Source organism: Streptomyces sp. NBC_00454 (genome assembly GCF_041434015.1).
GTDB lineage: Bacteria > Actinomycetota > Actinomycetes > Streptomycetales > Streptomycetaceae > Streptomyces.
Genome location: NZ_CP107907.1, coordinates 2,738,118 through 2,761,599, shown reverse-complemented (window position 1 = coordinate 2,761,599; position 23,482 = coordinate 2,738,118). Strand labels below are relative to the sequence as shown.

Here is a 23,482-nt window from a genome sequence, read left to right as displayed (position 1 = left end):
CAACCTCGCGCAAGGGCGCCCGAGGGTGCCCGTGCATCGGCTAGAACATCCGTATGGCCGATGGTGTGCACGGGGAACTGGACCGGCTCTGCGACGCGGGTGTCGGGCAGGTGATCGAATGGCGCCGCCACCTGCACCGGAATCCCGAGTTGCCGAACCGCGAGTCCGCCACCGCGCGGCTGGTGGCGCGGGAGCTCTCCGGCTTCGGGCTGGACGAGGTGCGGACCGGCATCGCCGGGCACGGGGTGGTCGGCGTGCTGCGCGGCGGCCTGCCGGGAGACCGGGTGGCCGCGCTGCGGGCCGACATGGACGCGCTGCCCGTCCCCGACCGCTGCGGCGCGGAGTTCGCCGCCCCGGGCGGGACCTCGCACGCCTGCGGCCACGACTGCCACACCGCGATGCTCCTCGGAGCGGCGCGCGCACTGGCGGGCGTGCGCGACCGGCTGCCCGGCACCGTCCTGTTCGTGTTCCAGCCCGCCGAGGAGGGTCCACCGGTCGGCGAGGACGGCGGAGCGCGCCTGATGGTGGCCGAGGGGGCCTTCGACGACCCCGTCCCCACCATGGCCTTCGGCATGCACGTCACCCCCCACCCCAAGGGCTGGGTGGGCTACCGGTCCGGCCCGGTGTACGGGGCCTCCTGCCTGGTCCGCATCACCGTCACCGGCCGCCAGTCGCACGCCTCTTCCCCCTGGCAGGGCATCGACCCGATGCCCGCCGCGGGAGCGCTGCTGACCGGCATCGGCCAGCTGTACCGGCAGGTCTCGGCGTTCTCCCCGGTCACCGTCTCCATCGGCCACATCGAGGACGTCGGCCGGTACAACGTCATCGGCGAGACCGTCACCCTGTGGGGCACGATCCGCTGCGCCGAGGAACGGGACATGGACGGGGTCAAACGCCGGCTGACCGTGCTGGCCGAGCACACGGCCCTGGCGTACGGGGCGGAGGCGGCCGTCGACCTGCTCCAGGACGTGCCCGCCGTACGCAACGCCCCCGGCTGGGTCGAGGCCGCACTGCCCACCCTGCGCCGGGTCGCGGGCGCGGACCGGGTGGTGGAGACCGGCGCCACCCTCGGCTATGACGACGTCTCAGAACTCATCACCCGCTTCGGCGGCCTGTACGTGATGCTCGGCGTCCAGGACACCGCCCTGGACCCGGCCACCGGCGAGCCCGCCGCGGTACCCGGCGGGCGGGGCATGGCGGGCAACCACCACCCCGGCTTCTACGCCGACGACGACGCGCTGGCCACGGGCGTACGGCTGCACGCGCACGCCGCGTACGACCACTTGACCGGAGCGCTGGTCACGCGCTGACCGGAGCCTTCGCCAGCGCCGCCACCTCGTCCAGCACGCGGGCCAGCTCGCCCGCGAGGCCCCCCGGGGCCCGGAAGCCCTCGGCCGACACCAGCCCGTCGATGCCCGGGACGGCCACCGAGGACTCGGCGGGCACCATCCCCACGGCCTCCAGCACCGGCCGCAGCATCCGGGCGGCCGGGGCCCCGCCGGTACCTCCGGCGCTGTACGAGACGAGGCCGACGGGCTTGCCCCGCCATTCGGCGTGGAGGAAGTCGATGGCGTTCTTGAAGGGGGCGGTGAAGCCGCCGTTGTACATCGGGAGCACGAAGAGGAAGGCGTCGGCGGAGTCCGCCAGCGCGCTCCAGGCCCGGGTGTGGGGGTGGGCGTAGATCCCGCTGGAGGCGTACTCGGGCTCGTCGAGGAAGGGCAGCGCGAGATCGGCGAGATCCACGGGGGTGACGTCGAACCCGCCGTGCTCGCGGGCCCGCCCGGCGACCCATCCGGCGACGGGCCGGGCGGCGGAGGTCGGGCGGACGGATGCGGAGACTACGTGGAGGCGCAGGTGCGGGCGCAGGGTCATGGCTGGGCTCCCGGGAAGTGGTTGACGTGTCACCTATAAGACCCCCGAGATGGGTGACGTGTCAACCAGATAGATGACACGTCACCCATCGGTCTACACTCCACCCATGACCGAGACCGAGGACGGGCCGCGCTGGCTCACCGCACCCGAACAGGACGCCTGGTACGCCTGGCGGAGGATGTTCCCGCTGGTCAACGCCGGTATCGCCCGCGACCTGACCCAGGACAGCGCGCTCTCCGAAGCCGACTACGACGTCCTGTCCGTCCTCGGCTCCACCGACGGCCACCGCATGCGGATCAGCGCCCTCGCCGTCCTCATGCAGTGGTCCCGCAGCCGCCTCTCCCACCAGCTCACCCGCATGGAGCAGCGCGGAATCGTCCGCCGCGAGGAAGTGCCCGGCGACGGCCGCGGCGCCGAGGTGGTCCTCACCGACCACGGCGTCACCACGATCATGACGGCGGCCCCGCTCCACGTGGAGTCGGTCCGCCGCCACCTGATCGACATCCTGACCCCGGAACAGCTGCACACCTTCGCGGAGGTCGGCGAACTCCTGCGCACCCGCCTGGGCGTCGAGCGCAAGTCGGGCTAGGGACGCCGCGGGCCGCAGGCCGAGGCGTCAGATCGGGGCGTCAGGGCTTCCAGCTCACGCGGTGTTCCGCCAGGTGGGCCAGGACCGAGTGGTTGGCCTCCCAGCCGTCCGGGAACTTCACCGTCACGCCCAACTGCACCGGTTCCGTCGACGGGTGGTCGTCCAGCAGCTGCGCTATCCCCGCCCGGGCCACCACCACGCACGCGTGCCGGTGCCGCGAGGCGAGCACGCACAGCCGGCCCGTCTCCAGGTGGAAGGCCGTGGCGTCCGGGCGGCCCGACAGGGGGTGGAGGACCACCGTGAGGTCGTACTCGCGCCCCTGGAGCCGGTTCGCCGTGTCCACCGTGACCCCGGTGACGCCCAGCGCGGCCAGTGCCGCGCGGACCGCCGCCGCCTGGTCCCGGTGGGCGGTGCCGACCGCGATCCGGTCGGCCGTCAGCGGGGCCGGGCCGCCGGGCTGTTCGTCCACCGTCACGGCGCCGCGGTCCAGCGCCCGGCGGACCACCAGGGCCACCGCCCGCACCGCCTCCGGGTCGGTCCGCGGGGTGTGCCGGGCCGGAAGCTCCAGCAGCCCCCACCCCGACGCGGCGGCCTCGTCCAGCACCCGGTCGGGGCCCGAGCCGTCGCCCGCGACCCCGTAGGACAGCCGCCGCTCGCCCGGACCCGTACCGCTGCGGAACCGCGTGTACGGGTAGAACGCTCGGGAGACCAGCGGCGCGGCCGAAGCCGGCAGCCGCCACGACACCGGCAGCCGGTGCTGCGGCAGGGTCGGGTTGTGGGCGAGGAGGGTGGAGACCGCCGAGGCGGAGGGGTCGTAGGACAGGCCCGCCCACTGCTCGGCGCCGACCACGCTGAAGGGGTCCAACTGCCCCGGGTCGCCCACGAACAGCGCCCGGTCGAACAGCCCGGCCACGGCCAGCAGCGCGTCCGAGCGCATCTGGTACGCCTCGTCCACGATGGCGTGCTCCCACGGCTCCACGTCCTTGACCCAGGCCCACTTGGCCGCCGTGGAGATCGTGACCGGCAGACCGGCCAGGTCCGCCGGCTTCGCCGACAGGACCACCGAGTCCAGCTCGCGCAGCGCGGGATCGTAGGCCTCGCCGTCGCTGCTGTGCAGCCGGCCGACCTTCAGCTCCGGATCCTTCTTGTGCAGCCGCAGCACCAGGTCGTCCACCTGCGCGTTGGTCTGCGCGACCACCATCAGCCGGCGCCCGGCCGCCGCCAGCTCCCGGGCCGCCCGCACCACCAGCGTGGACTTGCCGGCCCCGGGCGGGGAGTCGACGACCACGCCCCGCGCCGAGCCGTGCAGGGTGTCGCGCAGGATGGCGTCGGTGGCCCGGTCGGCCGCGGTGCCTGGATCGAAGGTGGCCGGATCGAAGGTGCCCGGATCGAAACTCACAGCAGGTCCTCGTCGGTGACGGCATCGGGCAACGGAAGCGGCGGTGCGGAGGCGGAGCCGGCGCTCAGGTGCGCGGGCGGGCCGCCGTGGGTCCACGGCGTCTGCTCGGCGTCCGGCAGCTTCGGGCCGCCGCGCGAATCGTGCTCGAACAGCGTCCAGCACACCCGGTCGCCCTTCTCCGGCACCGAACCCGCCTCGGGCTCCTTGCCGCGCCCCATCTTGTCGAGCAGGCGCAGCACCGCCCGGCCGTCCTCGTCCCAGCGCACGAACCGCGCGCTCTGCGGGCGTCCGTCCAGCGAGCGGAACACCTTCCCGCCGCCGCTGCCGTCGTCGCCCCCGTCCGCGAGCTGCGGCCGGTCCTCCGTGGCCACCGTCACCAGCGGGCGCGGGCTCGGCCGCTTCGACTCCGTCCACTCCATGACCACTTCGGTGACCTCGCCGGCGAAGGCCTCGCCCGCGAGCCGCCGGCCCGCCATCACCAGCGGATCGTCCAGCGCCTCCTGGGCGTCGAGCCTGACCTGCTCGTTCTCCCGGGTCGCGAGCTTGCGCGCCGCCGTCACCGCGTCGTCGCGGCGCGGCTGCGGGGCCTCGCCCGCCCGCACCCGGTCCCGGTGGCCGGTGTACGACCAGCGGTCGCCGGTCCAGCGGTCCTCGGCCCGCTCGCCGACGGGCAGTTCGCGCAGCAGCCCGACGGCCTGCCAGGTCGCCCGCCAGGTGCTCTCCATCTGGTCCACGACCAGCCGGCGCACCGCCAGCTCGGCGGCCCGCACCCCGTCGCCGTCCCCGTCCCGCGGACCGGCCGCCCGCGACGCCCGCGCCGCGTCGAACTTCGCGATCGCCGGAGCCAGCAGCTTGTTGTCGAAGGCCGGATCGGTGGCCGGACCGGCCGGCGGCACCAGCAACTGGCCGTCCGCGCCCCGGCCGAGCTCCGCGCGCAGCGCCCACTCGGCTCCGGACCTGCCCTCGGGCGGGTCGATCCAGGCCAGCAGCGCCTGGAGGTGCTGGTCCTCCAGGTTGCTCTGGCCGGTCGCCCAGTGCCGGGACAGCAGGTCGGTGGCGGCCAGCAGCATCGAGGACCCGGGCACCCGCGAGCGCTCGGCGAGGTGCGTGAACCAGCGCCCCAGCAGCGGTACCCGGGCGGGCGCCGGATAGGGGTTCTCGGGATCCTCCTCGGCGGTCCGCCGGAACCGCATGGACCGGCCCAGGAGCCGTACGTACTCGATGCCCGCGCGGCTCGGCACGATCAGCTGCGGCGCGTCCAGGCACAGCTCGGAGGTCACCTTGAGCCCGGTCTCGGGATCGGTCTCCCGGCCTTCGATCAGCTCGACGGCGTCCGCGTACTCCTCGAGGTACGGGACCACGTGCCCGGCCAGTTCGGCCAGGAACTCCCACCGCAGGTCGCGGTCGCGCGGCTGCGGTATCACCAGGATCCGCGGCTCCTCGGGATCGGTCCCGAACATCGCGCCGAGCGGCGCCCCGGCCTCGCCCGCCGTCGTCAGCGGTACGAGGACCATCGGGCGCTCGCCCAGATGCCGGTGTCGTACGGTCGCCAGGGCCTGAGCCCGGCCCGCCCGGACGGCTTCCAGCCGGGCCAGGGTGTTCAGCAGGGACATGCGGCGGCCTCCGGACGCATACGGGCGGGGGCGTGCTCCAGCGCTTCGGCGCGCAGCCGGGCGGCGTACCGCAGCGCGGCCGCGGTCGGGTCCCCTTCGAGGCCGGTCCCGGAGTCAATCCTGGCGTCCGTCCCGGCGTCGGTCCCCGTGCCGGTCCCGGCGTCGCCCCCGGCCGCCGCGAGGGCGGCTTCGACGGTGGTCAGGGAGCCCAGCTCGCCCCGTACGGAACGGCCGAGCGCGCTCACCTCCCCGGCCCCGCGCGCCCGGTCCCGGCAGTGGAAGGCCAGCTCGCAGGCGGCCAGGCACTCGGGGGCGTAGGAGGCGGACACGGCCGAGACGGCCTCGGTCAGCTCCTCGGCGGAACGCGCCGGGTCGAAGTCGAGCCCCTCGGGCAGGGCCGCGGCCAGCTCCTCGACCCGGGTGAGGCGCTCCAGCTGGCGCCGGGTCACCGAGAGTTCGCGGCGGACGTCGACGGGGGAGGCGGTGGGCAGGTTGGAGAAGTCCTTGGGGCAGACCAGCAGCACGGTGTGCCCGACCTCGGCGCCGGTCAGCTTCCCGGCGGTCCGCTCCAGCGCCAGTACGTAGACCGCGGCCTGGCGGGCGGCTGCGCCCACCTTCGCGGCGTCGGCGGCTCCGTCGATCATCGGGAACGACTTGATCTCCACGACGGTCCAGCGGCCGTCGGGGTGCACGACGACGGCGTCCGGCTCCAGATAGGCGGGGGAGCCGGCCACCTCCAGGGCGAGCATCGGGTGGTCGAGCAGGGTCCACGCCCCGGCGGCGGTGGCCTCCCGCAGCGCGAGCGCGGTACGGGCGGCGCGGCCCTCGGGCCCGGCGCCGGTGAGATCGGGTACGAGGGCGCCCGCCCCGGGCGGTTCGGACCCGGCGGCCACGTGCGCGTGGACCAGCCGCAGCAGCTCGGCGCCGCCGTCGCCCTTGACCTTGGCCTCGAAGGAGTTCCCGCGGACGATGGCGAACTGCGACTGCCCGAAGGCGGCCGGCGAGCCGAGCGCCGAGGCCAGGCTCGTCTTGTCCACGCCGGCGCCGTCCAGCAGGGCCCGTCTGCCGCAGCCGGGGTTGGCGGCGAGGGCCGCCAGCGCGCGGGCGTCGAGCGGGCGGGGCGGGACCGCGGGGCCGCGCAGGTCAGCGAGCCGCTGCCACAGTGCCGTCGGGCGCTGAGTCGTCGAGGGCTGCGCCGTCGGGGCCTGGGCCCTGGGGAGCCGGGCCGTCTGCTGCGGGGTCTTCGGCGGCTGACCGCTGGGCGGGTAGGAGCTCACCCGCGGAAGTCTCCCATCCGCCACTGACAACCGTGGACTTACGGCGGAAACCGGCTGTTCGGGTGCTGTGCGGGAGCCACCCGCCGGCCCGGGCCACAGCGCGGGCGGCGAGGAATCCGGCGCCCATCACGGCGGCCCCGGCGACCGCGTCGAGGAAGTAGTGGTTGGCCGTGCCCATGACCACGAGGATGGTGACGGCCGGGTACGCGGCTCCGAGCGCCCGGAGCAGCGGATGGCGCCCGCAGCGCCACAGCACGATCCCGCACCACAGGGCCCACCCCACGTGCAGGCTGGGCATGGCGGCGAACTGGTTGGTGAAGGAGCCCAGCCCGCGCGGGGCGCTGGCCTCGCCGCCCCACCAGCCGTAGGCGCTGTACCGGGCCATGGTGTCGGTGAACCCGTACGGGGCTTCGAGCAGCCGGGGCGGGCAGGTGGGGACCAGGGCGAAGCCGATGAGCCCGAGGAGGGTGGAGAGCATCAGCCAGGTGCGGGCGAATCGATACTGCACAGGGCGGCTGCGGTAGAGCCAGACCAGCACGGCGGGGGTGACGAGGTAGTGCAGGGAGGCGTAGACGAAGTCGGCGGGTATGCCGAGCGCGCCGTGGTGGGTGAAGAGCCGGTTGAGCGGCCGCTCGAAGTCGATCCGCAGGAGCTCCTCCAGGCGCAGGATCGCGAGCCCGTGGTCGACGGCGAGGCCGACGTCGCCCCGGGCGAGGAGTCTGCCGCCGGAGTAGGCGCCGTAGACGAGCCCGAGGAGCAGCAGCTCGGCCCACCAGCGCGGGGGTTGCCGCCGATTGGTCATACGGCGTATGACGTGCGTAAGGCGCCCGAGGTTGCGCGCCGTTCATCTGATGGATGATGGTCGGACGACGGAATCCCCGCAAAGCCGTGTGAATGGTTCCGCCCCTTCCGCTACCCCTCCGCCCCCTCGACCGGGAGAACACACATGGCCCCCCGCATCCTCCTGGCCCGCCACGGCCAGACGGCGTGGTCCCAGCTCGGCAAGCACACCGGACGCACGGACGTGCCCCTGCTCGAGGAGGGCAGGCGGGGCGCGAAGCTGCTCGGCGAGCGCCTCGCCCGCGATCCGTGGGCGAGCCTGCGCGGCCTGGAAGTGCGCACCAGCCCGCTGGTGCGCGCGAGCGAGAGCTGCGACCTGGCCGGCTTCGGCATCCAGGCGGAGCCGTGGGACGCGCTCATGGAGTGGGACTACGGCGACTACGAGGGCATGACCCCGGCCGAGATCCAGGCGGTCCGGCCCGGCTGGCTGATCTGGCGCGACGGGGTTCCGGGCGGCGAGTCCGTAGCGGAGATCTCGGCCCGGGCGGACGAGGTCGTCACCTGGGCCCGTTCGGCCGAGCGCGACGTCCTGGTCTTCGCCCACGGCCACATCCTGCGCACCCTGGCGGCGCGCTGGCTCGGCTTCGACGCCTCCTTCGGAGCCCGCATCCGCCTGGAGCCGACCTCCCTGTCGGTCCTGGGCTGGGCGTACGGGGCTCCGGCGCTGGAGCGCTGGAACGACACGGGCCACCTGGACATGTAGCCGCCGCCCGACAGCCGCCGCCGGCGGCCCCCGTACCCGGTCCTGGTCCCGTACCCGGTCCTGGTCCCGTACCCGGCTCAGGCCGACGCGTGCCGGGTCAGGAAGGTGCCCACGCGCGGGGAGCGCTGGTGGGGGACCAGGGTCCGGGCCGTCCCCGCCAGCATCGACTGGATGCGGGTCGACTGGACCTCGCTCAGCAGGTCCAGCACCCGGCCCCCCGCCCAGGAGGCCTCGTCGGGGGCGCCCGCGTGGGCCAGGTTGTCGGCGAGCTCCGCCGTGTACAGGGCGACGTTGCGGGCGAAGTGCGGATCCTGGAGGTCCGCCGCCCGGCGGGCGTGCCGGGCCGCGCGGGCGTGCTCGCCGAGCGCCGCCCAGCAGCGCGACTCCAGCGACTCCAGCTCGGCCTCCCCGAAGAAGGACATCCACTCGGGGTCGGCCCCCGCCGCACCGCGCGAGAACTCCGTGTGCGCCCGGGTCAGGGCCTCCTCGCACGCCTTGCGGTCCGCCAGCCCGGCCCAGCCCCCGGCCTCCCGCAGCGCGAGGAGGGACAGGAGCCGCGGGGAACCGAGGGAGCGCGCGGCGCGGCGGCCCGCCTGGGCCGCCCGTACCGATTCGCGCGGCCGCCCGCAGTCCCGTGCGAGGAAGGCCATGTTGCTGAAGGCGTGCGCCTCCAGCCCGGCGTTCCCCGAGACCCGGGCCGTGGCGAGCGCCTCCGCGTAGTGCGAGCGGGCGTCGTCGAAGCGGCCCGAATCGTGCGCGAGCCAGCCCACCGAGATCGCCAGCTCGCCCGCGCCCGCGTGCAGCCGGTCCTCGGTGGACTGCCGGGTGGCCCCCGCGTCGAGCAACGCGTAGGCGGTGCGCAGGGGTTCCGAGGCCCGCCGGTACAGGGCGTCCGCCCCGTGCCGGTCGTCCAGCAGCCGGATCTGGCGTACGGCGTCCTCGACCGCGTCCGCCTCCGCCTCTCCGGCGCGGGAGGGGAGCCGGCGGGTGTCGCCGAGCAGGGTGAGACCGATGGTCGCGGCCGCCACGGTGGCGGAACCGCCCGCCATGAACGCGCGACGCAGCACGTCGCTCTCCTTGAAACGCGAAGAGGGAAGGGGGTTGGGGCGTTGGTTGAACGGGGAGAAGGGCGAGACCTGCTCGCGCTGGGCCAGCCGGCCGCGCACCGTCTCCCGGGGGGAGAATCCGAGATCGGCCAGAGTCCGGCCGGGGAACATGTGGAGGAAGACCCGCTCGTAGGCGTAGTTGGGGCAGCGGATCTCGCCGGACTCGACCCGGCCGATGTAACGGGCGTCGCAGGAAACCGTTTCGCCGATCTCCTTCGCCGCCCTGCGCACCAGTGCGGCGAACTCGGCCGGGGAATGCTGACCGCGCAGCCGCCGGAAGGTGGAATTGGGTGAGTGGGGGGACGCCGCCATGGACGTGGCCTCTCTGGGGCAAGGGACGCGCTGCCGGTGACTGTGTGACGTCGACTGCTCAACGTGACGGTGACGGTGGTGCGGGGTGCCCGGCGCGCATGAACGTACCGCCAGCGGCAGCCGGTTGACTCGCTGTTTGGCTACAAAACGGATATCTCACCCGCGATCCGCCATGAACTGCCATCCTTTGCAGCGTCTTGCCGCCGCACCTGTTGACGTCCCCGTGCGTTGAACCCATGCGGAGTGGGAGGAACCTTTCTCGGTTCCCGGCCCCCTCCCGCGATGCTCGTACGCGGATCGAGGAGGGGTTCCCTTGGTGGAGGGCGGCATGGAGAGCAGTGGAACGGACACCGCGCCCGAGCCCGGCGCGCCCCTGATGCCCACGGTCCCCCCGGTACCCGGCGCGGCCCTGGTCGCGGGGGCCCCGGACCTGGTCACCGTGCCCACCCGGCAGGGCCTGGAGGCCGTCGACATCATCCGCCGGGCCGCCGGACAGGTGGGCAGGGCCAGCCAGGCCGGCGGCGTCGGCCCGGTCCTGCACGACGGCTCCGGCAGCACCCTCGGCTTCCTCGTCCCGCCCGGCACCGCCGACGCCTGGGACCTCCCGGGCAGCGCCTGTACGCAGACCAACGGGCGCGGCATGCGGTTCGGCGACACCTCGCCCACCGCGGGGGGAACCGGCTGGCTGCTCCCCCCCGAGGCCGTCGGCCCGGTCACCGACCCCGAGGTGCTGCGGGCGGCGCTCGGCGAGGCGGCCCGGCTGATCGAGGCCGCGGACAACTGCCGCTGACCGCTCCGTACCCTCGGTGGCCGCAGGTTCTGACCAGCCATAATGGGAACGTGGCAGGCAAGGGCAAGGACAAACGGCGCGGACGCGAATCCTCAGAGGAGATCGCCGGGCAGGTCGACGGCGGCCGGGCCGCGCTGGAGCCCGACCGGGAGCGGTCGCGGGCCTGGACCCTGCTGATCGACGGCGCCCCGCAGTCGCACGTGGACCTGGACGACCCCGGATACCTGGACTTCTCCTACCAGCGCCGGATCGGCCACCTGATCGACCTCTTCGGCCCGGCCCGTCGGCCCCTGAACGTGCTCCACCTCGGCGGCGGCGCCTTCACCCTCGCCCGCTACACCGCCGCCACCCGGCCCCGCTCGTCCCAGCAGATCGTGGAGATCGACGCCGGGCTCGTGGCCTTCGTACGGGAGCACCTGCCGCTGGACCCGCAGGCGCGGGTCCGGGTCCGCGCGGTCGACGCCCGCGCGGGACTGGCCAAGATCCCGGACGGCTGGGCGGACCTGGTGATCGCGGACGTGTTCAGCGGCGCCCGCACCCCCGCGCACCTGACGAGCGCCGAGTTCCTGGACGACGTACGCCGGGCCCTGGCGCCGGGCGGCTGGTACGTGGCGAACCTCGCGGACGGGCCGCCGCTCTCCCACCTGCGGGGTCAGATCGCGACGGCCGCGACCCGGTTCCCGGAGCTGGCCATGGCGGCGGATCCCGTGGTGTGGCGGGGCAAGCGCTTCGGGAACGCGGTCCTGGTGGCAGCCGACCGGGAGCTGCCCGTGGCGGAGTTCACCCGCCGGGTCGCGAGCGATCCACATCCGGGCCGGGTGGAGCACGGCCGCGCCCTGGCGGACTTCGCGGGCGGCGCCGCGCCGGTCGCGGACGCCTCGGCCGTGGCCTCGCCGCAGCCGCCGCCCTCGGTCTTCCGCTAACGGTCTGCCCTCAGGGGTCGACGATCTCCACCAGCGGCGGGTGGTCGTGCCAGGTGCAGAACACCGACACCTCGCGCCCGTCGCGGGTGAAGGTGACGCGGATCCAGAACTCCTGCTTCCACACCTGCATCCGCCAGCCGGCCGCCGGGGTCGCCGAGACCAGCTCGGCCGAGGAGGAGCCGAGGCCGAAGACGGCCCGGCCGCCGGAGACGCTGTACGCCTTCACGTCCTGGTTCGCGGCCCCCTGCCGGGACGGCTGCGGGGTCGCGGACGGTGCCGGGGGCTTGGCCGGGGAGGGCGCGACGGACCCCGACTGGGAGGGCGACGGCGTCGCCGAGGGGGAAGTGGACGGCGTGGACTCCACCCCGAACGGGGTCGGCGGCAGTGTGCTGTGCGTCGAGGAGGAGAGCGGCTGCGTGGCCAGCGGCACCGCGAGCGGCGGATCGTAGGCCGTCCCGGACATCACCGTGTGCACGCCCCACCACGACAGCGTCACCGCCGCGCCGGTCGCGAGCGTCCACGCCCCCGCATGTGCCAGTCCTCTTCGCATCGGGGGACATACTGCACCACCCGTCACAGACCTGGCCCGCCACCCCGGGGTATCCCCCGAATGGGCTACGGTGCGGGCCATGGCAAGTGTGCTCGTGGTCGAGGACGACCAGTTCGTACGTTCCGCCCTCATCCGGCACCTGACCGAGGCCTCGCACACCGTGCGCAGCGTCGGCACCGCCCTGGAGGCACTGCGCGAGGTCGCGCACCACCGCTTCGACCTGGTCATCCTCGACCTCGGGCTGCCCGACCTGGACGGGGCCGAGGCCCTGAAGATGCTGCGAGGCATCACCGACGTGCCCGTCATCATCGCCACCGCCCGCGACGACGAGGCGGAGATCGTCCGGCTGCTCAACGACGGCGCCGACGACTACCTGACCAAGCCCTTCTCCGTGGAGCACCTCTCGGCCCGGATGGCCGCCGTCCTGCGCCGGGCCCGCTCCGCCGCCGGGGCCGAACCGCCCTCCCGGGTCCTGCGCGTGGGCGGCCTCGCCATCGACCCGCTGCGCCGCCAGGCGGAGCTGGACGGGGCGGTACTGGACCTCACGCGGCGGGAGTTCGACCTGCTGACCTTCCTCGCCGGGCGGCCGGGCGTGGTCGTGGCCCGCAGGGAGCTGCTCGCCGAGGTCTGGCAGCAGTCGTACGGAGACGACCAGACCATCGACGTCCACCTGTCGTGGCTGCGCCGCAAGCTCGGCGAGACCGCCGCCAGCCCCCGCTACCTGCACACGCTGCGGGGGGTCGGGGTCAAGCTGGAGCCGCCGCAGTGAGCGGCGGGGCCGGGGGCGCGCCGTGAGGTGGGCGCTCGTCAAGGTGTGCCTGGCCGTCACCGCGATGGTGGTGGTGGCCTTCGCCGTACCGCTCGGGCTGGTCGTCCAGGAGATGGCCAGCGACCGGGCGTTCTCCAACGCGGAACGGCAGGCCGCCACCATCGGGCCGACGCTGTCCATCACCACAGATCCGGTGCAGCTGCGCAGAGCCGTGGAGTCCTCGCAGATGGGCGCCGCGGGGCGGATGGCCGTGCACGTCCCGGCCGTGGGCGACAAGCCGCGCGTGGACATCGGCGGCGGCTGGGCCGGTGAGCACGCCGTCTCCGAGACCCGGCGGATCGGCCGGGCGGCCACGGCCCCGGTGGCGGGCGGCGGTTCCGCCCTGCTCCAGCCCATCGCGCTCGGCTCCGGGGACATCGCGGTCGTGGAGATCCACGTACCGGAGAGCGAGGTCAGCAACGGCGTGGCCACCGCCTGGGTGGTCCTCGCCGGAGTCGGCCTCGCCCTGATCGTGGGCTCGGTGGCGGTCGCGGACCGGCTCGGGGCCCGCCTCGTGCGGCCGGCCGAGCGGCTCGCGGACGCCGCGCACCGGCTGGGGGAGGGCCGGCTGGGGGCCCGGGTCCCCGAGGAGGGGCCGAAGGAACTCCGCTCGGCGGCCGTCGCGTTCAACTCGATGGCGGACCAGGTGATGGAACTCCTCGCCAACGAGCGGGAGCTGGCCGCCGATCTCTCGCACCGGCTGCGCACGCCCCTGACGGTGCTGCGGCTCAACGCGGCCTCGCTCGGCGACGGTCCGGCGGCGGAACAGACGCGGGCGGCCGTGGAGCAGCTGGAGCGCGAGGTCGACACGATCATCCGTACGGCGCGCGAGCAGCGCGCCCCCGCCTCCGCGCCGGGCGGCGGCGCCGGCTGCGACGCCTCGGAGGTGATCCGCGACCGGATGGCCTTCTGGTCGGCGCTGGCGGAGGACGAGGGCCGCGAGGTGCGGCTCGCGGGGGTGGACCGTACGGTACGGATCCCCGTGGCCCGGCCGGAGCTCGCCGCGGCGCTCGACGCCATGCTGGGCAACGTCTTCCGGCACACCCCGGAGGGCACGCCCTTCGCGGTGGACGTCCACGACGCCGGGGACGCGGTGATCGTGCTCGTCTCGGACGCGGGACCGGGCATCTCCGACCCGGACGCGGCGCTGCGCCGGGGCAACGACGGGGGCCGCGACGGTTCGACGGGCCTCGGCCTGGACATCGTGAGGCGGGTCGCCGAGTCGACCGGAGGCGACGTACGGCTGGGGCGTTCGGTGCTCGGCGGGACCGAGGTACGGGTGTGGATCGCGCTCGACGGGCGGGCCCGGGGCGAGTCGGCCCGGCGCAGCCGGCGCAAGCGGCGGGGCAACTGATCTAAACCGGGGCCGGTCGGGGGCGCGCCGCGCGACCGGTGTGTCCCCGTGTCGATACGGTCCGCGCCATGGACACCCTCATCTTCGGCGGCCTCCTCGCCACGCTCATCGCGATGTACCGGGACACGTCGCGGATGGTCGTGCTCGGCGCCTGGTGGCTCATGCTCCTCGCCGTGATCCTGCTGATGGCGCACCACATCACCAGCGGTCTCGCCCTCACCTTGAGCTACTGACGGTGGCCGCGATGTACAGCCTCCTCCCGGAGGCGCCGATGGAGGGCGGCCTGCTGGGGCGCGTCCAGTACTGGTTCGCCTGCCTGTTCGTCATCGGCTGGACGGGCGTGGTCTGCGGCGGGCTCTTCTACCAGTTCGGGCTGTGGGAGTACCCGTGCCCGCTCTGCATCGTGCAGCGGATGTTCATGCTGCTGGCGGCGCTCGGAGCCGGGCACATCGTCCGCACGGCGCTGACGCGGGGAGCGGTGACCGGCCGCGACTACATGATGGGCTGGGGCCTGTCCCTGGTCGCCGTCGTCGCCGGCTCGTTCGCCTCGTGGCGCCAGACGATGCTGCACGTCCTGCCGGGCGACAAGGGGTACGGGAGCGAGGTGTTCGGCCTGCACCTGTACGTCTGGGCGTGGATCCTCTTCCAGGCCTCGGTCGTCGCGGTCGGCATCGTCCTCGCCTTCGCCCACGCCACGGCGGACCGCGCCATTCCGGCCGAAGGGCCGGGCGCCTACCGGTCGGTGGGGCTGGCGGCGCTGTGGTTCCTGGGGCTGGTGATCGCCGTGAACGTCGTGGCCGTCTTCCTGGAGGAGGGTTTCCACTGGTTCCTGCCGGACGACCCGTCGCGGTACCAGTTCTTCTACGATGTCGGGATCCTGGACGAGCCGACGGCTCGCTGATCGCCCGTCATTCGATTGGAAGTTGTCATGCGCTACGCAGTCCTCGGCACCGGAATCGTCGGCCGCACGATCGCCACCCGGCTGCTCTCCCTCGGCCACGACGTGGTCATCGGCACCCGGGACCCGGAAGCCACCCTCGCCCGCGGCGACTACGCCGAGTGGCAGGCCGCCCAGCCGCAGGCGGGCCTCGTAGGGTTCGCGGAGGCGGCCCGGCAGGGCGAGACGCTGATCAACGCCACCGGCGGGCAGGTGAGCATCGCCGCCCTGAACGAGGCCGACGCCGAACACCTCGACGGCAAGATCCTGATCGACATCGCGAACCCGCTCGACTTCTCGCACGGCTTCCCGCCCGTCCTCGACCCCGTGGACAGCGACAGCCTCGGTGAGCTGATCCAGCGGACCTTCCCCGGGCTGCGGGTCGTCAAGACGCTGAACACCATGAACTGCCAGGTCATGGTCGATCCGGCCAGGGTCCCCGGCGACCACACCGTCTTCCTTTCGGGTGAGGACGCCGACGCGAAGAAGGCCGTGCGGGAGCTCCTGGACTCCTTCGGCTGGGGCGAGCGCACCATCATCGACCTGGGCGGCATCGAGACGGCGCGCGGCACGGAGATGCTGCTGCCGATCTGGCTCCGGCTGATGGGGGCCCTGGGGCACGCGGACTTCAACTTCCACATCCAGGGCGCGGTGCGGACGCAGTAGCCGTACCCCGGGACGGGTGAGGGCGCGCCCGGACGGAGGCGGAGATGTTGCCGCCGCCCGGGCCCGCACCGAGGGTGGCCGTGACGAAAGGAGCCGCGCATGAGAGTCATGCTCAGGGCCCATCTCGACACGGCCGCGGCCAACGAGGGCATCAAGAGCGGTGCCCTCATCCAGGCCGTGAAGAAGCTCATGGAGGCCATCAAGCCGGAGGCCGCCTACTTCGGCCTGCACGAGGGCGTCCGGTCCGTGTGGATGGTCTTCGACCTCCAGGAGAGCTCGCAGCTGCCGGCCCTGGCGGAGGACCTGTTCATGCAGTTCAACGCCGAGGTCGAGGTCGGTCCCGTGATGAACGCAGAGGACCTGGCGAAGGGACTCGCCGCGCTGCAGTCCTCGCCGGGCTGAGCCGCAGCCCCCGTACCCGCCCGGCCGCCGCCGTCGCCACCACCGCGGAGGCGGCCGTCGCGCCGCAGGACAGTGCGAAGGCGGCCCGGTGGCCGTGGGCCTCGGCCAGCGGTCCCGCGAGGGCCGCCGCGAGTCCCTCCCCGAGGAGCAGCCCGCTGCCGGTCACGGTCATGGCCTCGGCCATCCGCCGCGCCGGGGCGGCCCGTTCCACGAGCCCGAACAGGGCGATGAGGTGCGGAGCCACGGCCAGCCCGATGCCCGCCACCGCGAAGGTCGCGCCCCACACGCCCGACACCGCGAGCAGGGGCAGCGTCAGCAGGGCCTGGACGGTGATCGTCCGGCGCAGCCGGACCGTCAGATCGGACCTACCCGGCCGGGCCACCGTCACGAAGCCGGTGACCGAGCTGGTCACGGCCATGGCGGACCAGATGAGCCCGGCGGAGCCCGCTGATCCGGCCGACTCGGCCAGCGCGTTGACCCCGGTGTTGGCCGCACTCCAGGCGGAGCCCTGCAGGACGGCCATGGCGAACAGCAGGGCCAGCCCGGGCGACCACAGCCGTACGTCGTCACGCGCGGCCGCGGTCCCCGGCGTCGGCCCGGGCGCCGTGGGATGCACGGCGAAGAGCGTCCCGAAGACCATGATCAGCACCGCTGCGAGGACGAGCCCCGAGGCGGGGTGCACGGTCACCGCGAGGATCCCGGCCAGCGCGGGCCCCACCATGAAGCCGACCTCGTCGAGGGTGGTGTCGAAGGAGAGCGCGGCCCCGACCAGGGCCCTGTCGTCTCCGGCCAGCCGTGCCCAGCGGGCCCGGGCCAGCGGCCCGATCTGCGGCACGGTCAGACCGGCGGCCACGGCGAGCCCCGTCCGCGCGGCCAGCGGCAGCCCGCCGAGGACGGCGGCGACCAGGGCGGCGAGCACGGCGGCGTTCGCGGCGCAGGCGAGGAGCAGGACGGGGCGGTGGCCGCGCCGGTCGGCGAGCCGGCCGATGACCGGGCCGCCGAGGGCCTGGCCGAGCCAGAGGGCCGCGGCGACCGTCCCGGCTTCGCCGATGCCGTCGCGGTCGTTGATGAGCAGGAGCGTCCCGATGGGGCACAGCGCGGCGGGGAGCCGCGCGAGGAACCCGTAGACGGGGAGTGCGGTACCGCCGAGTGCGAACACCCCGCGGAAGCCGCCGGGGGCGGCGGCGGATGCGGACAGGGACACGGACAACCTCCAGCCGCACGCCGACCCTCCCGTTTCTCCGGCGCGCGCCGTTGCCCGTTGGAGGGACCGTAGCGGCGGAGCGGGGGCTTGGGTAGGTGTGCGGCTGGCTGGCTGGCTGGCAGACGGTGGACGGCGGTTGGTGGCTGTCCGCGTCAGCCGGTGTCGCCCGTGCCGGAGGTCAGCCGCTTGGCCTGGGCGCGGCCGACTTCGGCGGCGCGGTGCAGGTAGTCGCCGATGACGGCGAGTTCGGCGTCGGAGTAGCTCTCCAGTACGGCGCCGAAGGCCCGGCCGGGGGTGTCCCACGCGGCGCCGATCCGGTCGCGGGCGGCGGGGGCGAGGGCGACGAGCGAGCGCCGGCGGTCGTGGGGATCGGCGTGGCGCTCGACGATGCCGGCCTTGACCATGCGGTCGACCAGGCGGGTGGCGGAGCCGGAGGTGAGGCCGGTGAGCCGGGCGATGTCACCGGTGCTGACGGGGCCGGGCTCCATGTCGAGGAGGGCGACGCACTGCAGGTCGGTGGGGTGCAGGCCGATGTGGTCGGCCATGGCCTGGCTGAAGAGCGAGTAGTCGGCGTAGTGCCGCTGGCTCTCGGTGACGATGCGCGCGAGCAGCTCGGCGCGGCTCCAGGACTCACCCGAACGAGGGTTATTGGTTGACATCCGCTTCTCCGTGCTTCAAATTTAACTGTGTGACGCAGAGAATGTGCAACGCAGAATCTGCGTCACGTGTTCAGTCTACTCAGAAGGAGCGTTTCCCATGTCGGACATCCTCGTCACCGGCGGCCGCGGCGCCATCGCCCGCGCCCTCTCCTCCCTCCTCACCGCCCGCGGGCTCCCGCACCGCCTCGCTTCCCGCGAGCCGGACAAACCCGGGACCGTCCACTGCGATCTGAGCGATCCGGCCACCTTCCCCGCCGCCCTCGCCGGAGTCCGCTCCGTCTTCCTCTACGCCGAGGCCTCCGCCATCGACGCCTTCGTGAAGGAGGCCGTGCGGGCCGGCGTCGAGCACGTCGTCCTGCTCTCCTCCTCCTCGGTCCTGGATGCCGACGCCGAGCAGAGCCCGCTCGCCGCGGGCCACCTCGCGGTGGAGCGGGCCCTCCTCGCCTCCCCGCTGCGCACCACCCTGCTGCGCCCCGGCTCCTTCGCGAACAACGCCCTCGCCTGGGCCTGGTCGCTGAAGTCCGGCCGCCCGGTGCACCTGCCCTATCCGGGCTCCTACTGCGACCCGGTCCACGAGGCCGATGTCGCGGAGTCCGCCTTCGCGGTGCTCACCGACCCCTCGCTCGGCGGCCGGGCGTACACGCTGACCGGCTCGCAGTCGCTGACCTTCGCCGCCCAGCTGGCCATAGTGGGCGAGGCGGTCGGACGCTCCATACCCTTCGAGCCCGTCTCCCGCGAGCAGTGGAAGGCCGAGGTCGACGGCTACATACCGGGTCCCTACGCCGAGGCCCTGCTCGACTTCTGGGCCGCCACCGACGGCCTGCCGGTCAGCCTGACCGACGCCGTCGAGCAGCTCACCGGCCACGCACCCCGGACCTTCGCCACCTGGTCCGCGGACCATGCGGACGCCTTCCGCGGCGAGGCGTCCCGCGCCTAGTGCGGCAGGACGCGGAGCCCCGTGGGAAAGGTCTCGGGAAACGCAGAAGGCCCCGCTCCGCTTTCGCGGAACGAGGCCCTCTCGCAGGGTGAGTGACGGGACTTGAACCCGCGGCCACCTGGACCACAACCAGGTGCTCTACCAACTGAGCTACACCCACCATGTCCGGTCGGAAAACCGACCGGCCGAAGAAAAGCGTACAGGGTCCGGGAGGGTGCTCGCGCCCCCCTTTCCCCCGCCGGCCTCCGGGAGGTGCTGAGGGCGGAGTTACTCGCCCGGGACGACGTGCTTGGCGGCGATGGTGCGCGCCGTGTCCGAGTCCGGTCCGGGCTGCGGCACGAAGACGGCCTCCCGGTAGTAACGCAGCTCGGCGATGGACTCCTTGATGTCCGCGAGCGCCCGGTGGTTGCCGTTCTTCGGCGGGCTGTTGAAGTAGGCGCGCGGGTACCAGCGGCGCGCCAGCTCCTTGATCGAGGACACGTCCACGATCCGGTAGTGCAGGTACCCCTCCAGCGCGGCCATGTCGCGCAGCAGGAAGCCGCGGTCGGTACCGACCGTGTTTCCGCAGAGCGGGGCCTTGCGGGGCTCCTTCACGTGTTCCCGTACGTAGGCCAGGACCTGCGCCTCGGCGTCCGCGAGGGTGGTCCCGCCGGCCAGCTCGTCGAGCAGGCCGGAGGAGGTGTGCATCTCGCGCACCACGTCGGGCATGGTCTCCAGGGCCGCGTCCGGCGGGCGGATCACGATGTCCACGCCTTCGCCGAGCACGTTGAGCTCCGAGTCGGTGACCAGTGCGGCCACCTCGATAAGTGCGTCGTCCGTCAACGAGAGCCCGGTCATCTCGCAGTCGATCCACACCATGCGGTCGTTCATGCGCCCCACCTTATGCGGAAGGTCCCCCACATCGGTGATTCCGATGTGGGGGACCTTGTCCGAGCAGTGCCCTTACGGGGCTGCGCGCGCTACGCGTGCTCGCGCAGGACCCGGCCCGGGGCGTACAGCTCCGTCACCGTGGGACCCGCCGCGGCCAGTGCCGCCGCGGTCCGTTGCGGCTGCGGAGTGCGCTGGTGCGGAACCGGCGACTCCGACAGCTGGGCCACCTGGGCGGCGTCCGCCTGCGGGCGCCTGGCCCGGTAGGCGGACCGGTAGGCGGCCGGAGAGGACCCCAGCTGGCGGCGGAAGTGCCCGCGCAGGGCGACGGGCGAGCGGAACCCGCAGCGTCCGGCGACCTCGTCGACCGAGTAGTCGGAGGTCTCCAGCAGCCGCTGTGCCTGGAGCACCCGCTGGGTGATCAGCCACTGCAGCGGTGCGCTGCCGGTGAGCGAGCGGAACCGCCGGTCGAACGTGCGCCTGCTCATGTAGGCGCGCGCTGCCAGCGTCTCCACGTCGAACTGCTCGTGGAGGTGTTCCAGCGCCCAGGCCACGACCTCGGCCAGCGGATCGGCGCCGATCTCTTCCGGCAGCGACCGGTCGAGGTAGCGCTCCTGGCCGCCCGTACGGCGCGGCGGGACGACGAGCCTGCGGGCCAGGGCCCCGGCCGCCTCGCTGCCGTGGTCCGTACGCACGATGTGCAGGCACAGATCGATTCCGGCCGCGGTGCCCGCGGACGTCAGCACGTCGCCGTCGTCGACGAACAGCTCGCGCGGATCGACGTGGACGGACGGGTAGCGCTTGGCCAGCGTCGGCGCGTACATCCAGTGCGTCGTCGCGGGCCGGCCGTCCAGCAGACCGGCCGCGGCGAGCACGAAGGCTCCCGTGCACAGTCCGACGATCCGGGCCCCCTCCTCGTGCGCCAGACGCAGTGCGTCGAGCGCCTCCGGCGGCGGCGGTGAGGTGATGGAACGCCACGCGGGCACGACGACCGTGCCTGCCCGGGCGATCGCCTCCAGCCCGTATGGCGCGGTCAGTTCGAGTCCGCCGGTGGTCCGCAGTGGACCGTCCTCACCGGCGCACACGAGCAGTCGATAGCGTGGAACTCCCGCATCCTGCCGGTCAATGCCGAACACGGAAAGTGGAATGGAGCTCTCGAAGATCGGCCCGCCGCTGAACAGCAGCACCGCGACGATCTCCCTGCGGCGACGCCCCGCGAGCTTCCTGCCGTCTACGACGACGGCGGTGGAATCCTGGCTCATGGCGCTAAGCCCCCCTTGGGTGTCGCGACTCCTTGGTCTGGTCGCACCTGCACGTTTCCCCTCGGCCTTGCACGTGGATCCCCCGCCGTAAATACATGATCGAATCTACTGCGTCCCGTGGTGTCGGCGTGACAAGTTCAGCACGCAGCGCTATGTCGACTTGGCAACTTGGCGAAAAGCATTCGATCAGGAAGCGTTCCACTCCGCTACCCGGGTGGGAAGCACGCTGTCCGGCCATGGCCAGTACCCATAGGGTCAAAGCCCCCCTCCGGCGCCGTCTTCGCTGATGGTGAGGGGGGTGGGGGGACATTCCGGCAAGGAGGGTGACCTGCCGGGAAGTTGGCTGAAAACATGCGGGTGTGGATGTGCGAACCGGTCAGTCGTGAGGGGACATCCCGCCGGAACCATGACAACCGCGGTGGGTTCCGGCCCCGGCGCGCGAGTGCCGGCCGCGCTGGGCGGCCGCCGTACGGTCCTCCGCGAGAACCGCTGCCGCACTCCTTCCGGCCTTCTCCGAGTGGCGCAGCAGCACCCGGCAGGCGGCCGTGACGGCGGCCAGGCCGAGGGTGGCCACCGCCGCCCCGCCGAAGGAGGTCCCGTAGACGACGAGGACGACGGGGACGAGCAGGCAGCTGAAGGCCGCCCAGCGCACCACGTCACCCGCGGGGTCCTCGTGGGGGCGCCTCGCGGATGGCACGGACGGGTGAAGCGGTGGAGGCGGCATGTGGACGGACTGCGTCGGCTGAGCGGGCGACTGAGCGGGCTGGACGGGGTGAACCGGATGACCGGGCACGGCGTGCTCCCTGCGTGCTCTTCCTGGACGGTCGGACTCGTGTCCAACGGCGGGCGGCGCGGCTCGGTCACTGCGCGCAGGGGTGGCACGTGCCCGGCAAGGGAGTGGCTCGTCACTGGCTGTAGGGGGCAGCGGCCATTGCCAAGGCAGCGTCGCTGCGGCATGCTCCCTTGGACGCTCTCCAGGGGCGGCAAGCCCTGTGCAGCACAGGAGTGTCGCCGTACCCTGGTGGGTATGGGCTTGGGAAGATGCTTCCCGGACAGAGCTCAGTCACACTGAGTTGCCATTCTCCGAATCTTCACCGTTCGCATCGTCACTTCCACCCACTGCCGCCCAGCCGCCTTGTCCCTTCGCCCGAGGACCTCTTCGCCGAGACACCCATGGCCGGTCACGAATTCTCCGAACCCGCGGACCGCAAGCGCAAACGCCTCGCCGACCCCGAATCGGCCGACCTGCGCGCGGTGGAACAACCACGTCATCCCTGCGACCCGGCCTTCCGGCACGGGGTCGTCGTGGGATTCGACGGATCCACGTCCAGTGAGCGCGCCCTCGCGTACGCGATCGGCATGGCCCGTCGCTCCGGATCGGGTCTGATCATCGTCCATGTCGCCAACCGGCTCCCCACCACCGTGTGGGCCGGCTGCGAGCCGCCCGTCTTCGTGGACGTGCCGGACCACCGCACCGAGGTGCTGGGTCTGGAGCTGGCCTGCGCGGACTATCTGGCCGAGGTTCCCTGGATCCTCGTGGAGCGGGGCGGGGACATCTGCCACGAGCTGGAGGAGGTCGGCCGGGAGTACTCGGCGGACGCCATCGTGGTCGGCTCCACGCACGGGATCGTCGGCCGGATCTTCGGATCGGTGGCGGGCCGGCTGGCGAAGCGGGCGCAGCGACCGGTTGTTGTCATCCCGTAACCGACTGTATGTCGATTGTGTGGTTGTGAACCCCCTTGTAAGGGGTAGATAAATGCTGCTGGGACGCAGCAAACAACTGCAGATCGAAGGGAGCCCGCCGTGGACAATGGTGTCTCTGCGGGAAGCACGGCCTCGACTTCGACCCTCGGGCACATCGCCCTGGGTCTCACCCTTCTCGCGTTCGGTATCGGCCAGACCGGAATCATCAGCGGTGTGACCGTCGCCAACTCCGTGTCGCTCGCGACCTTCCTTGGCGGTCTCGCCCTGTTCGTCCTCGGGATCCTCGAATTCCGCGGCGGCAACGGCTTCAACGGAACGGCGTTCGCGGGCATCGGTGCCTTCTGGTTCACCTGGGCCAACGGCGCCGACGGAAAGGTTTCGGCACACGCGGCCGGACTGTTCCTCGTCCTGTTCGCCATGCTCGCGCTGACCCTCACCGCCGCTGCTCCGGGCGGCCTGTTCGGTCAGGGTGTGTACGGCCTGTTCACCCTCTCCCTGCTGCTCCTGGCGATAGGCACGTTCGCCGACACCGGCGGGCTGGTCAAGGCGGCGGGCTGGGCGGCCGCGCTCTCCGGGCTGCTGGCCTGGTACGGGGCCACCGCGGCGCTGGCGAGCTGGCCTATGGCGCTCGGCAAGGGCTCGCGCGGAGCGGTCGCCGCGAGCTGACGGCCGGCGCCTGCGGCGCAGGTGCGCGAGAAGGCCCCCGGG

The 23,482-nt window shown here is 73.2% G+C and carries 25 protein-coding genes, 1 tRNA gene and 1 pseudogene; 14 read left to right on the top strand and 13 right to left on the bottom strand.

Annotation, left to right across the window (positions count from 1 at the left end; translation table 11 throughout):
- Positions 1 to 53 precede the first annotated feature (53 nt).
- A complete protein-coding gene (locus OHU74_RS12765) occupies positions 54 to 1,310 on the top strand; it encodes a M20 family metallopeptidase (RefSeq protein WP_371616003.1) in 1,257 nt (418 codons plus the stop codon).
- Here the strand turns inward: OHU74_RS12765 and OHU74_RS12760 are convergent.
- A complete protein-coding gene (locus OHU74_RS12760; RefSeq protein WP_371616002.1) occupies positions 1,300 to 1,872 on the bottom strand; it encodes an NADPH-dependent FMN reductase in 573 nt (190 codons plus the stop codon). The genes OHU74_RS12765 and OHU74_RS12760 overlap by 11 nt on opposite strands.
- Before the next feature lie 106 nt (positions 1,873 to 1,978).
- Here OHU74_RS12760 and OHU74_RS12755 point away from each other — a divergent pair, with 106 nt between their 5' ends.
- On the top strand, positions 1,979 to 2,461 hold the full coding sequence (locus tag OHU74_RS12755) for a MarR family transcriptional regulator (protein ID WP_330296529.1): 483 nt from the start codon (positions 1,979 to 1,981) through the stop codon (positions 2,459 to 2,461).
- Positions 2,462 to 2,501: 40 nt separating this feature from the next.
- On the opposite strand, the gene OHU74_RS12750 is transcribed toward OHU74_RS12755, so the two are convergent.
- The 4 genes and pseudogenes from OHU74_RS12750 to OHU74_RS12735 all read right to left on the bottom strand — a co-directional run.
- Entirely contained in the window at positions 2,502 to 3,860 is a 1,359-nt protein-coding gene (locus OHU74_RS12750; RefSeq protein ID WP_371616001.1) for an AAA domain-containing protein, read from the bottom strand.
- A complete protein-coding gene (locus tag OHU74_RS12745; protein ID WP_371616000.1) occupies positions 3,857 to 5,473 on the bottom strand; it encodes a hypothetical protein in 1,617 nt (538 codons plus the stop codon). The genes OHU74_RS12750 and OHU74_RS12745 overlap by 4 nt, the downstream gene beginning before the upstream one ends.
- Positions 5,461 to 6,750 carry a hypothetical protein gene (locus tag OHU74_RS12740; protein WP_371615999.1) on the bottom strand — a complete coding sequence of 430 codons (1,290 nt, stop codon included), beginning with the start codon at positions 6,748 to 6,750 and terminating at the stop codon, positions 5,461 to 5,463. The genes OHU74_RS12745 and OHU74_RS12740 overlap by 13 nt, the downstream gene beginning before the upstream one ends.
- Positions 6,751 to 6,919: 169 nt before the next feature.
- A pseudogene (locus OHU74_RS12735) lies at positions 6,920 to 7,552 on the bottom strand (phosphatase PAP2 family protein); the annotation flags it as partial.
- A gap of 144 nt (positions 7,553 to 7,696) precedes the next feature.
- Here OHU74_RS12735 and OHU74_RS12730 point away from each other — a divergent pair.
- On the top strand, positions 7,697 to 8,293 hold the full coding sequence (locus OHU74_RS12730) for a histidine phosphatase family protein (protein WP_330296525.1): 597 nt from the start codon (positions 7,697 to 7,699) through the stop codon (positions 8,291 to 8,293).
- Between the two features lie 77 nt (positions 8,294 to 8,370).
- Here OHU74_RS12730 and OHU74_RS12725 read toward each other — a convergent pair whose 3' ends face one another.
- Complete coding sequence (locus OHU74_RS12725) at positions 8,371 to 9,711, bottom strand: tetratricopeptide repeat protein (RefSeq protein ID WP_371615998.1); 1,341 nt, start codon at positions 9,709 to 9,711, stop codon at positions 8,371 to 8,373.
- 328 nt (positions 9,712 to 10,039) lie between these two features.
- Here OHU74_RS12725 and OHU74_RS12720 point away from each other — a divergent pair, with 328 nt between their 5' ends.
- Both OHU74_RS12720 and OHU74_RS12715 read left to right on the top strand, forming a co-directional pair.
- Positions 10,040 to 10,501, top strand: a complete 462-nt coding sequence (locus OHU74_RS12720) for a hypothetical protein (RefSeq protein ID WP_371615997.1) — start codon at positions 10,040 to 10,042, stop codon at positions 10,499 to 10,501.
- 50 nt (positions 10,502 to 10,551) lie between these two features.
- The gene (locus tag OHU74_RS12715; protein ID WP_330296523.1) at positions 10,552 to 11,424 is read left to right on the top strand and encodes a fused MFS/spermidine synthase; all 873 of its coding nucleotides are present in this window, start codon (positions 10,552 to 10,554) and stop codon (positions 11,422 to 11,424) included.
- A 10-nt stretch (positions 11,425 to 11,434) separates the two neighbouring features.
- Here the strand turns inward: OHU74_RS12715 and OHU74_RS12710 are convergent, their stop codons facing one another.
- Positions 11,435 to 11,974 carry a hypothetical protein gene (locus tag OHU74_RS12710; protein WP_371615996.1) on the bottom strand — a complete coding sequence of 180 codons (540 nt, stop codon included), beginning with the start codon at positions 11,972 to 11,974 and terminating at the stop codon, positions 11,435 to 11,437.
- Between the two features lie 79 nt (positions 11,975 to 12,053).
- On the opposite strand from OHU74_RS12710, the gene OHU74_RS12705 reads away from it, so the two are divergent.
- The 6 genes from OHU74_RS12705 (at position 12,054) to OHU74_RS12680 (ending at position 16,141) form a co-directional block, all read left to right on the top strand.
- Positions 12,054 to 12,743, top strand: coding sequence for a response regulator transcription factor (locus tag OHU74_RS12705; protein WP_330296521.1), 690 nt, complete (start codon positions 12,054 to 12,056; stop codon positions 12,741 to 12,743).
- A 22-nt stretch (positions 12,744 to 12,765) separates the two neighbouring features.
- Entirely contained in the window at positions 12,766 to 14,136 is a 1,371-nt protein-coding gene (locus tag OHU74_RS12700; RefSeq protein ID WP_371615995.1) for a sensor histidine kinase, read from the top strand.
- A 68-nt stretch (positions 14,137 to 14,204) separates the two neighbouring features.
- Positions 14,205 to 14,369: a DUF5993 family protein gene (locus OHU74_RS12695; protein ID WP_371615994.1), complete on the top strand. Its 165-nt coding sequence runs from the start codon at positions 14,205 to 14,207 to the stop codon at positions 14,367 to 14,369.
- Between the two features lie 11 nt (positions 14,370 to 14,380).
- Positions 14,381 to 15,037, top strand: coding sequence for a disulfide bond formation protein B (locus tag OHU74_RS12690; protein WP_371615993.1), 657 nt, complete (start codon positions 14,381 to 14,383; stop codon positions 15,035 to 15,037).
- A 27-nt stretch (positions 15,038 to 15,064) separates the two neighbouring features.
- Positions 15,065 to 15,739 (top strand): NADPH-dependent F420 reductase, encoded by a 675-nt coding sequence (locus tag OHU74_RS12685; RefSeq protein WP_371615992.1) that lies wholly within the window; start codon positions 15,065 to 15,067, stop codon positions 15,737 to 15,739.
- Positions 15,740 to 15,838: 99 nt separating this feature from the next.
- Complete coding sequence (locus OHU74_RS12680; RefSeq protein WP_371615991.1) at positions 15,839 to 16,141, top strand: hypothetical protein; 303 nt, start codon at positions 15,839 to 15,841, stop codon at positions 16,139 to 16,141.
- Here the strand turns inward: OHU74_RS12680 and OHU74_RS12675 are convergent.
- Positions 16,056 to 17,345 (bottom strand): MFS transporter, encoded by a 1,290-nt coding sequence (locus tag OHU74_RS12675; RefSeq protein WP_371615990.1) that lies wholly within the window; start codon positions 17,343 to 17,345, stop codon positions 16,056 to 16,058. The genes OHU74_RS12680 and OHU74_RS12675 overlap by 86 nt on opposite strands.
- A 152-nt stretch (positions 17,346 to 17,497) precedes the next feature.
- Complete coding sequence (locus OHU74_RS12670; protein ID WP_371615989.1) at positions 17,498 to 18,004, bottom strand: MarR family winged helix-turn-helix transcriptional regulator; 507 nt, start codon at positions 18,002 to 18,004, stop codon at positions 17,498 to 17,500.
- Positions 18,005 to 18,101: 97 nt separating this feature from the next.
- On the opposite strand from OHU74_RS12670, the gene OHU74_RS12665 reads away from it, so the two are divergent.
- Positions 18,102 to 18,941, top strand: a complete 840-nt coding sequence (locus OHU74_RS12665) for an NAD(P)H-binding protein (RefSeq protein ID WP_371615988.1) — start codon at positions 18,102 to 18,104, stop codon at positions 18,939 to 18,941.
- 87 nt (positions 18,942 to 19,028) lie between these two features.
- Here OHU74_RS12665 and OHU74_RS12660 read toward each other — a convergent pair.
- The 4 genes from OHU74_RS12660 to OHU74_RS12645 form a co-directional block, all read right to left on the bottom strand.
- Positions 19,029 to 19,101: transfer RNA gene (locus OHU74_RS12660), tRNA-His, on the bottom strand.
- A 107-nt stretch (positions 19,102 to 19,208) separates the two neighbouring features.
- Entirely contained in the window at positions 19,209 to 19,811 is a 603-nt protein-coding gene (orn, locus tag OHU74_RS12655; protein ID WP_330296512.1) for an oligoribonuclease, read from the bottom strand.
- Positions 19,812 to 19,900: 89 nt separating this feature from the next.
- Positions 19,901 to 21,070, bottom strand: coding sequence for a helix-turn-helix domain-containing protein (locus OHU74_RS12650; protein WP_330296511.1), 1,170 nt, complete (start codon positions 21,068 to 21,070; stop codon positions 19,901 to 19,903).
- Positions 21,071 to 21,446: 376 nt separating this feature from the next.
- Positions 21,447 to 21,767, bottom strand: a complete 321-nt coding sequence (locus OHU74_RS12645; RefSeq protein ID WP_371615987.1) for a hypothetical protein — start codon at positions 21,765 to 21,767, stop codon at positions 21,447 to 21,449.
- 476 nt (positions 21,768 to 22,243) lie between these two features.
- Here OHU74_RS12645 and OHU74_RS12640 point away from each other — a divergent pair, with 476 nt between their 5' ends.
- Entirely contained in the window at positions 22,244 to 22,774 is a 531-nt protein-coding gene (locus OHU74_RS12640) for a universal stress protein (RefSeq protein ID WP_328298807.1), read from the top strand.
- 99 nt (positions 22,775 to 22,873) lie between these two features.
- Complete coding sequence (locus tag OHU74_RS12635; protein WP_371615986.1) at positions 22,874 to 23,440, top strand: GPR1/FUN34/YaaH family transporter; 567 nt, start codon at positions 22,874 to 22,876, stop codon at positions 23,438 to 23,440.
- Positions 23,441 to 23,482: the final 42 nt, after the last annotated feature.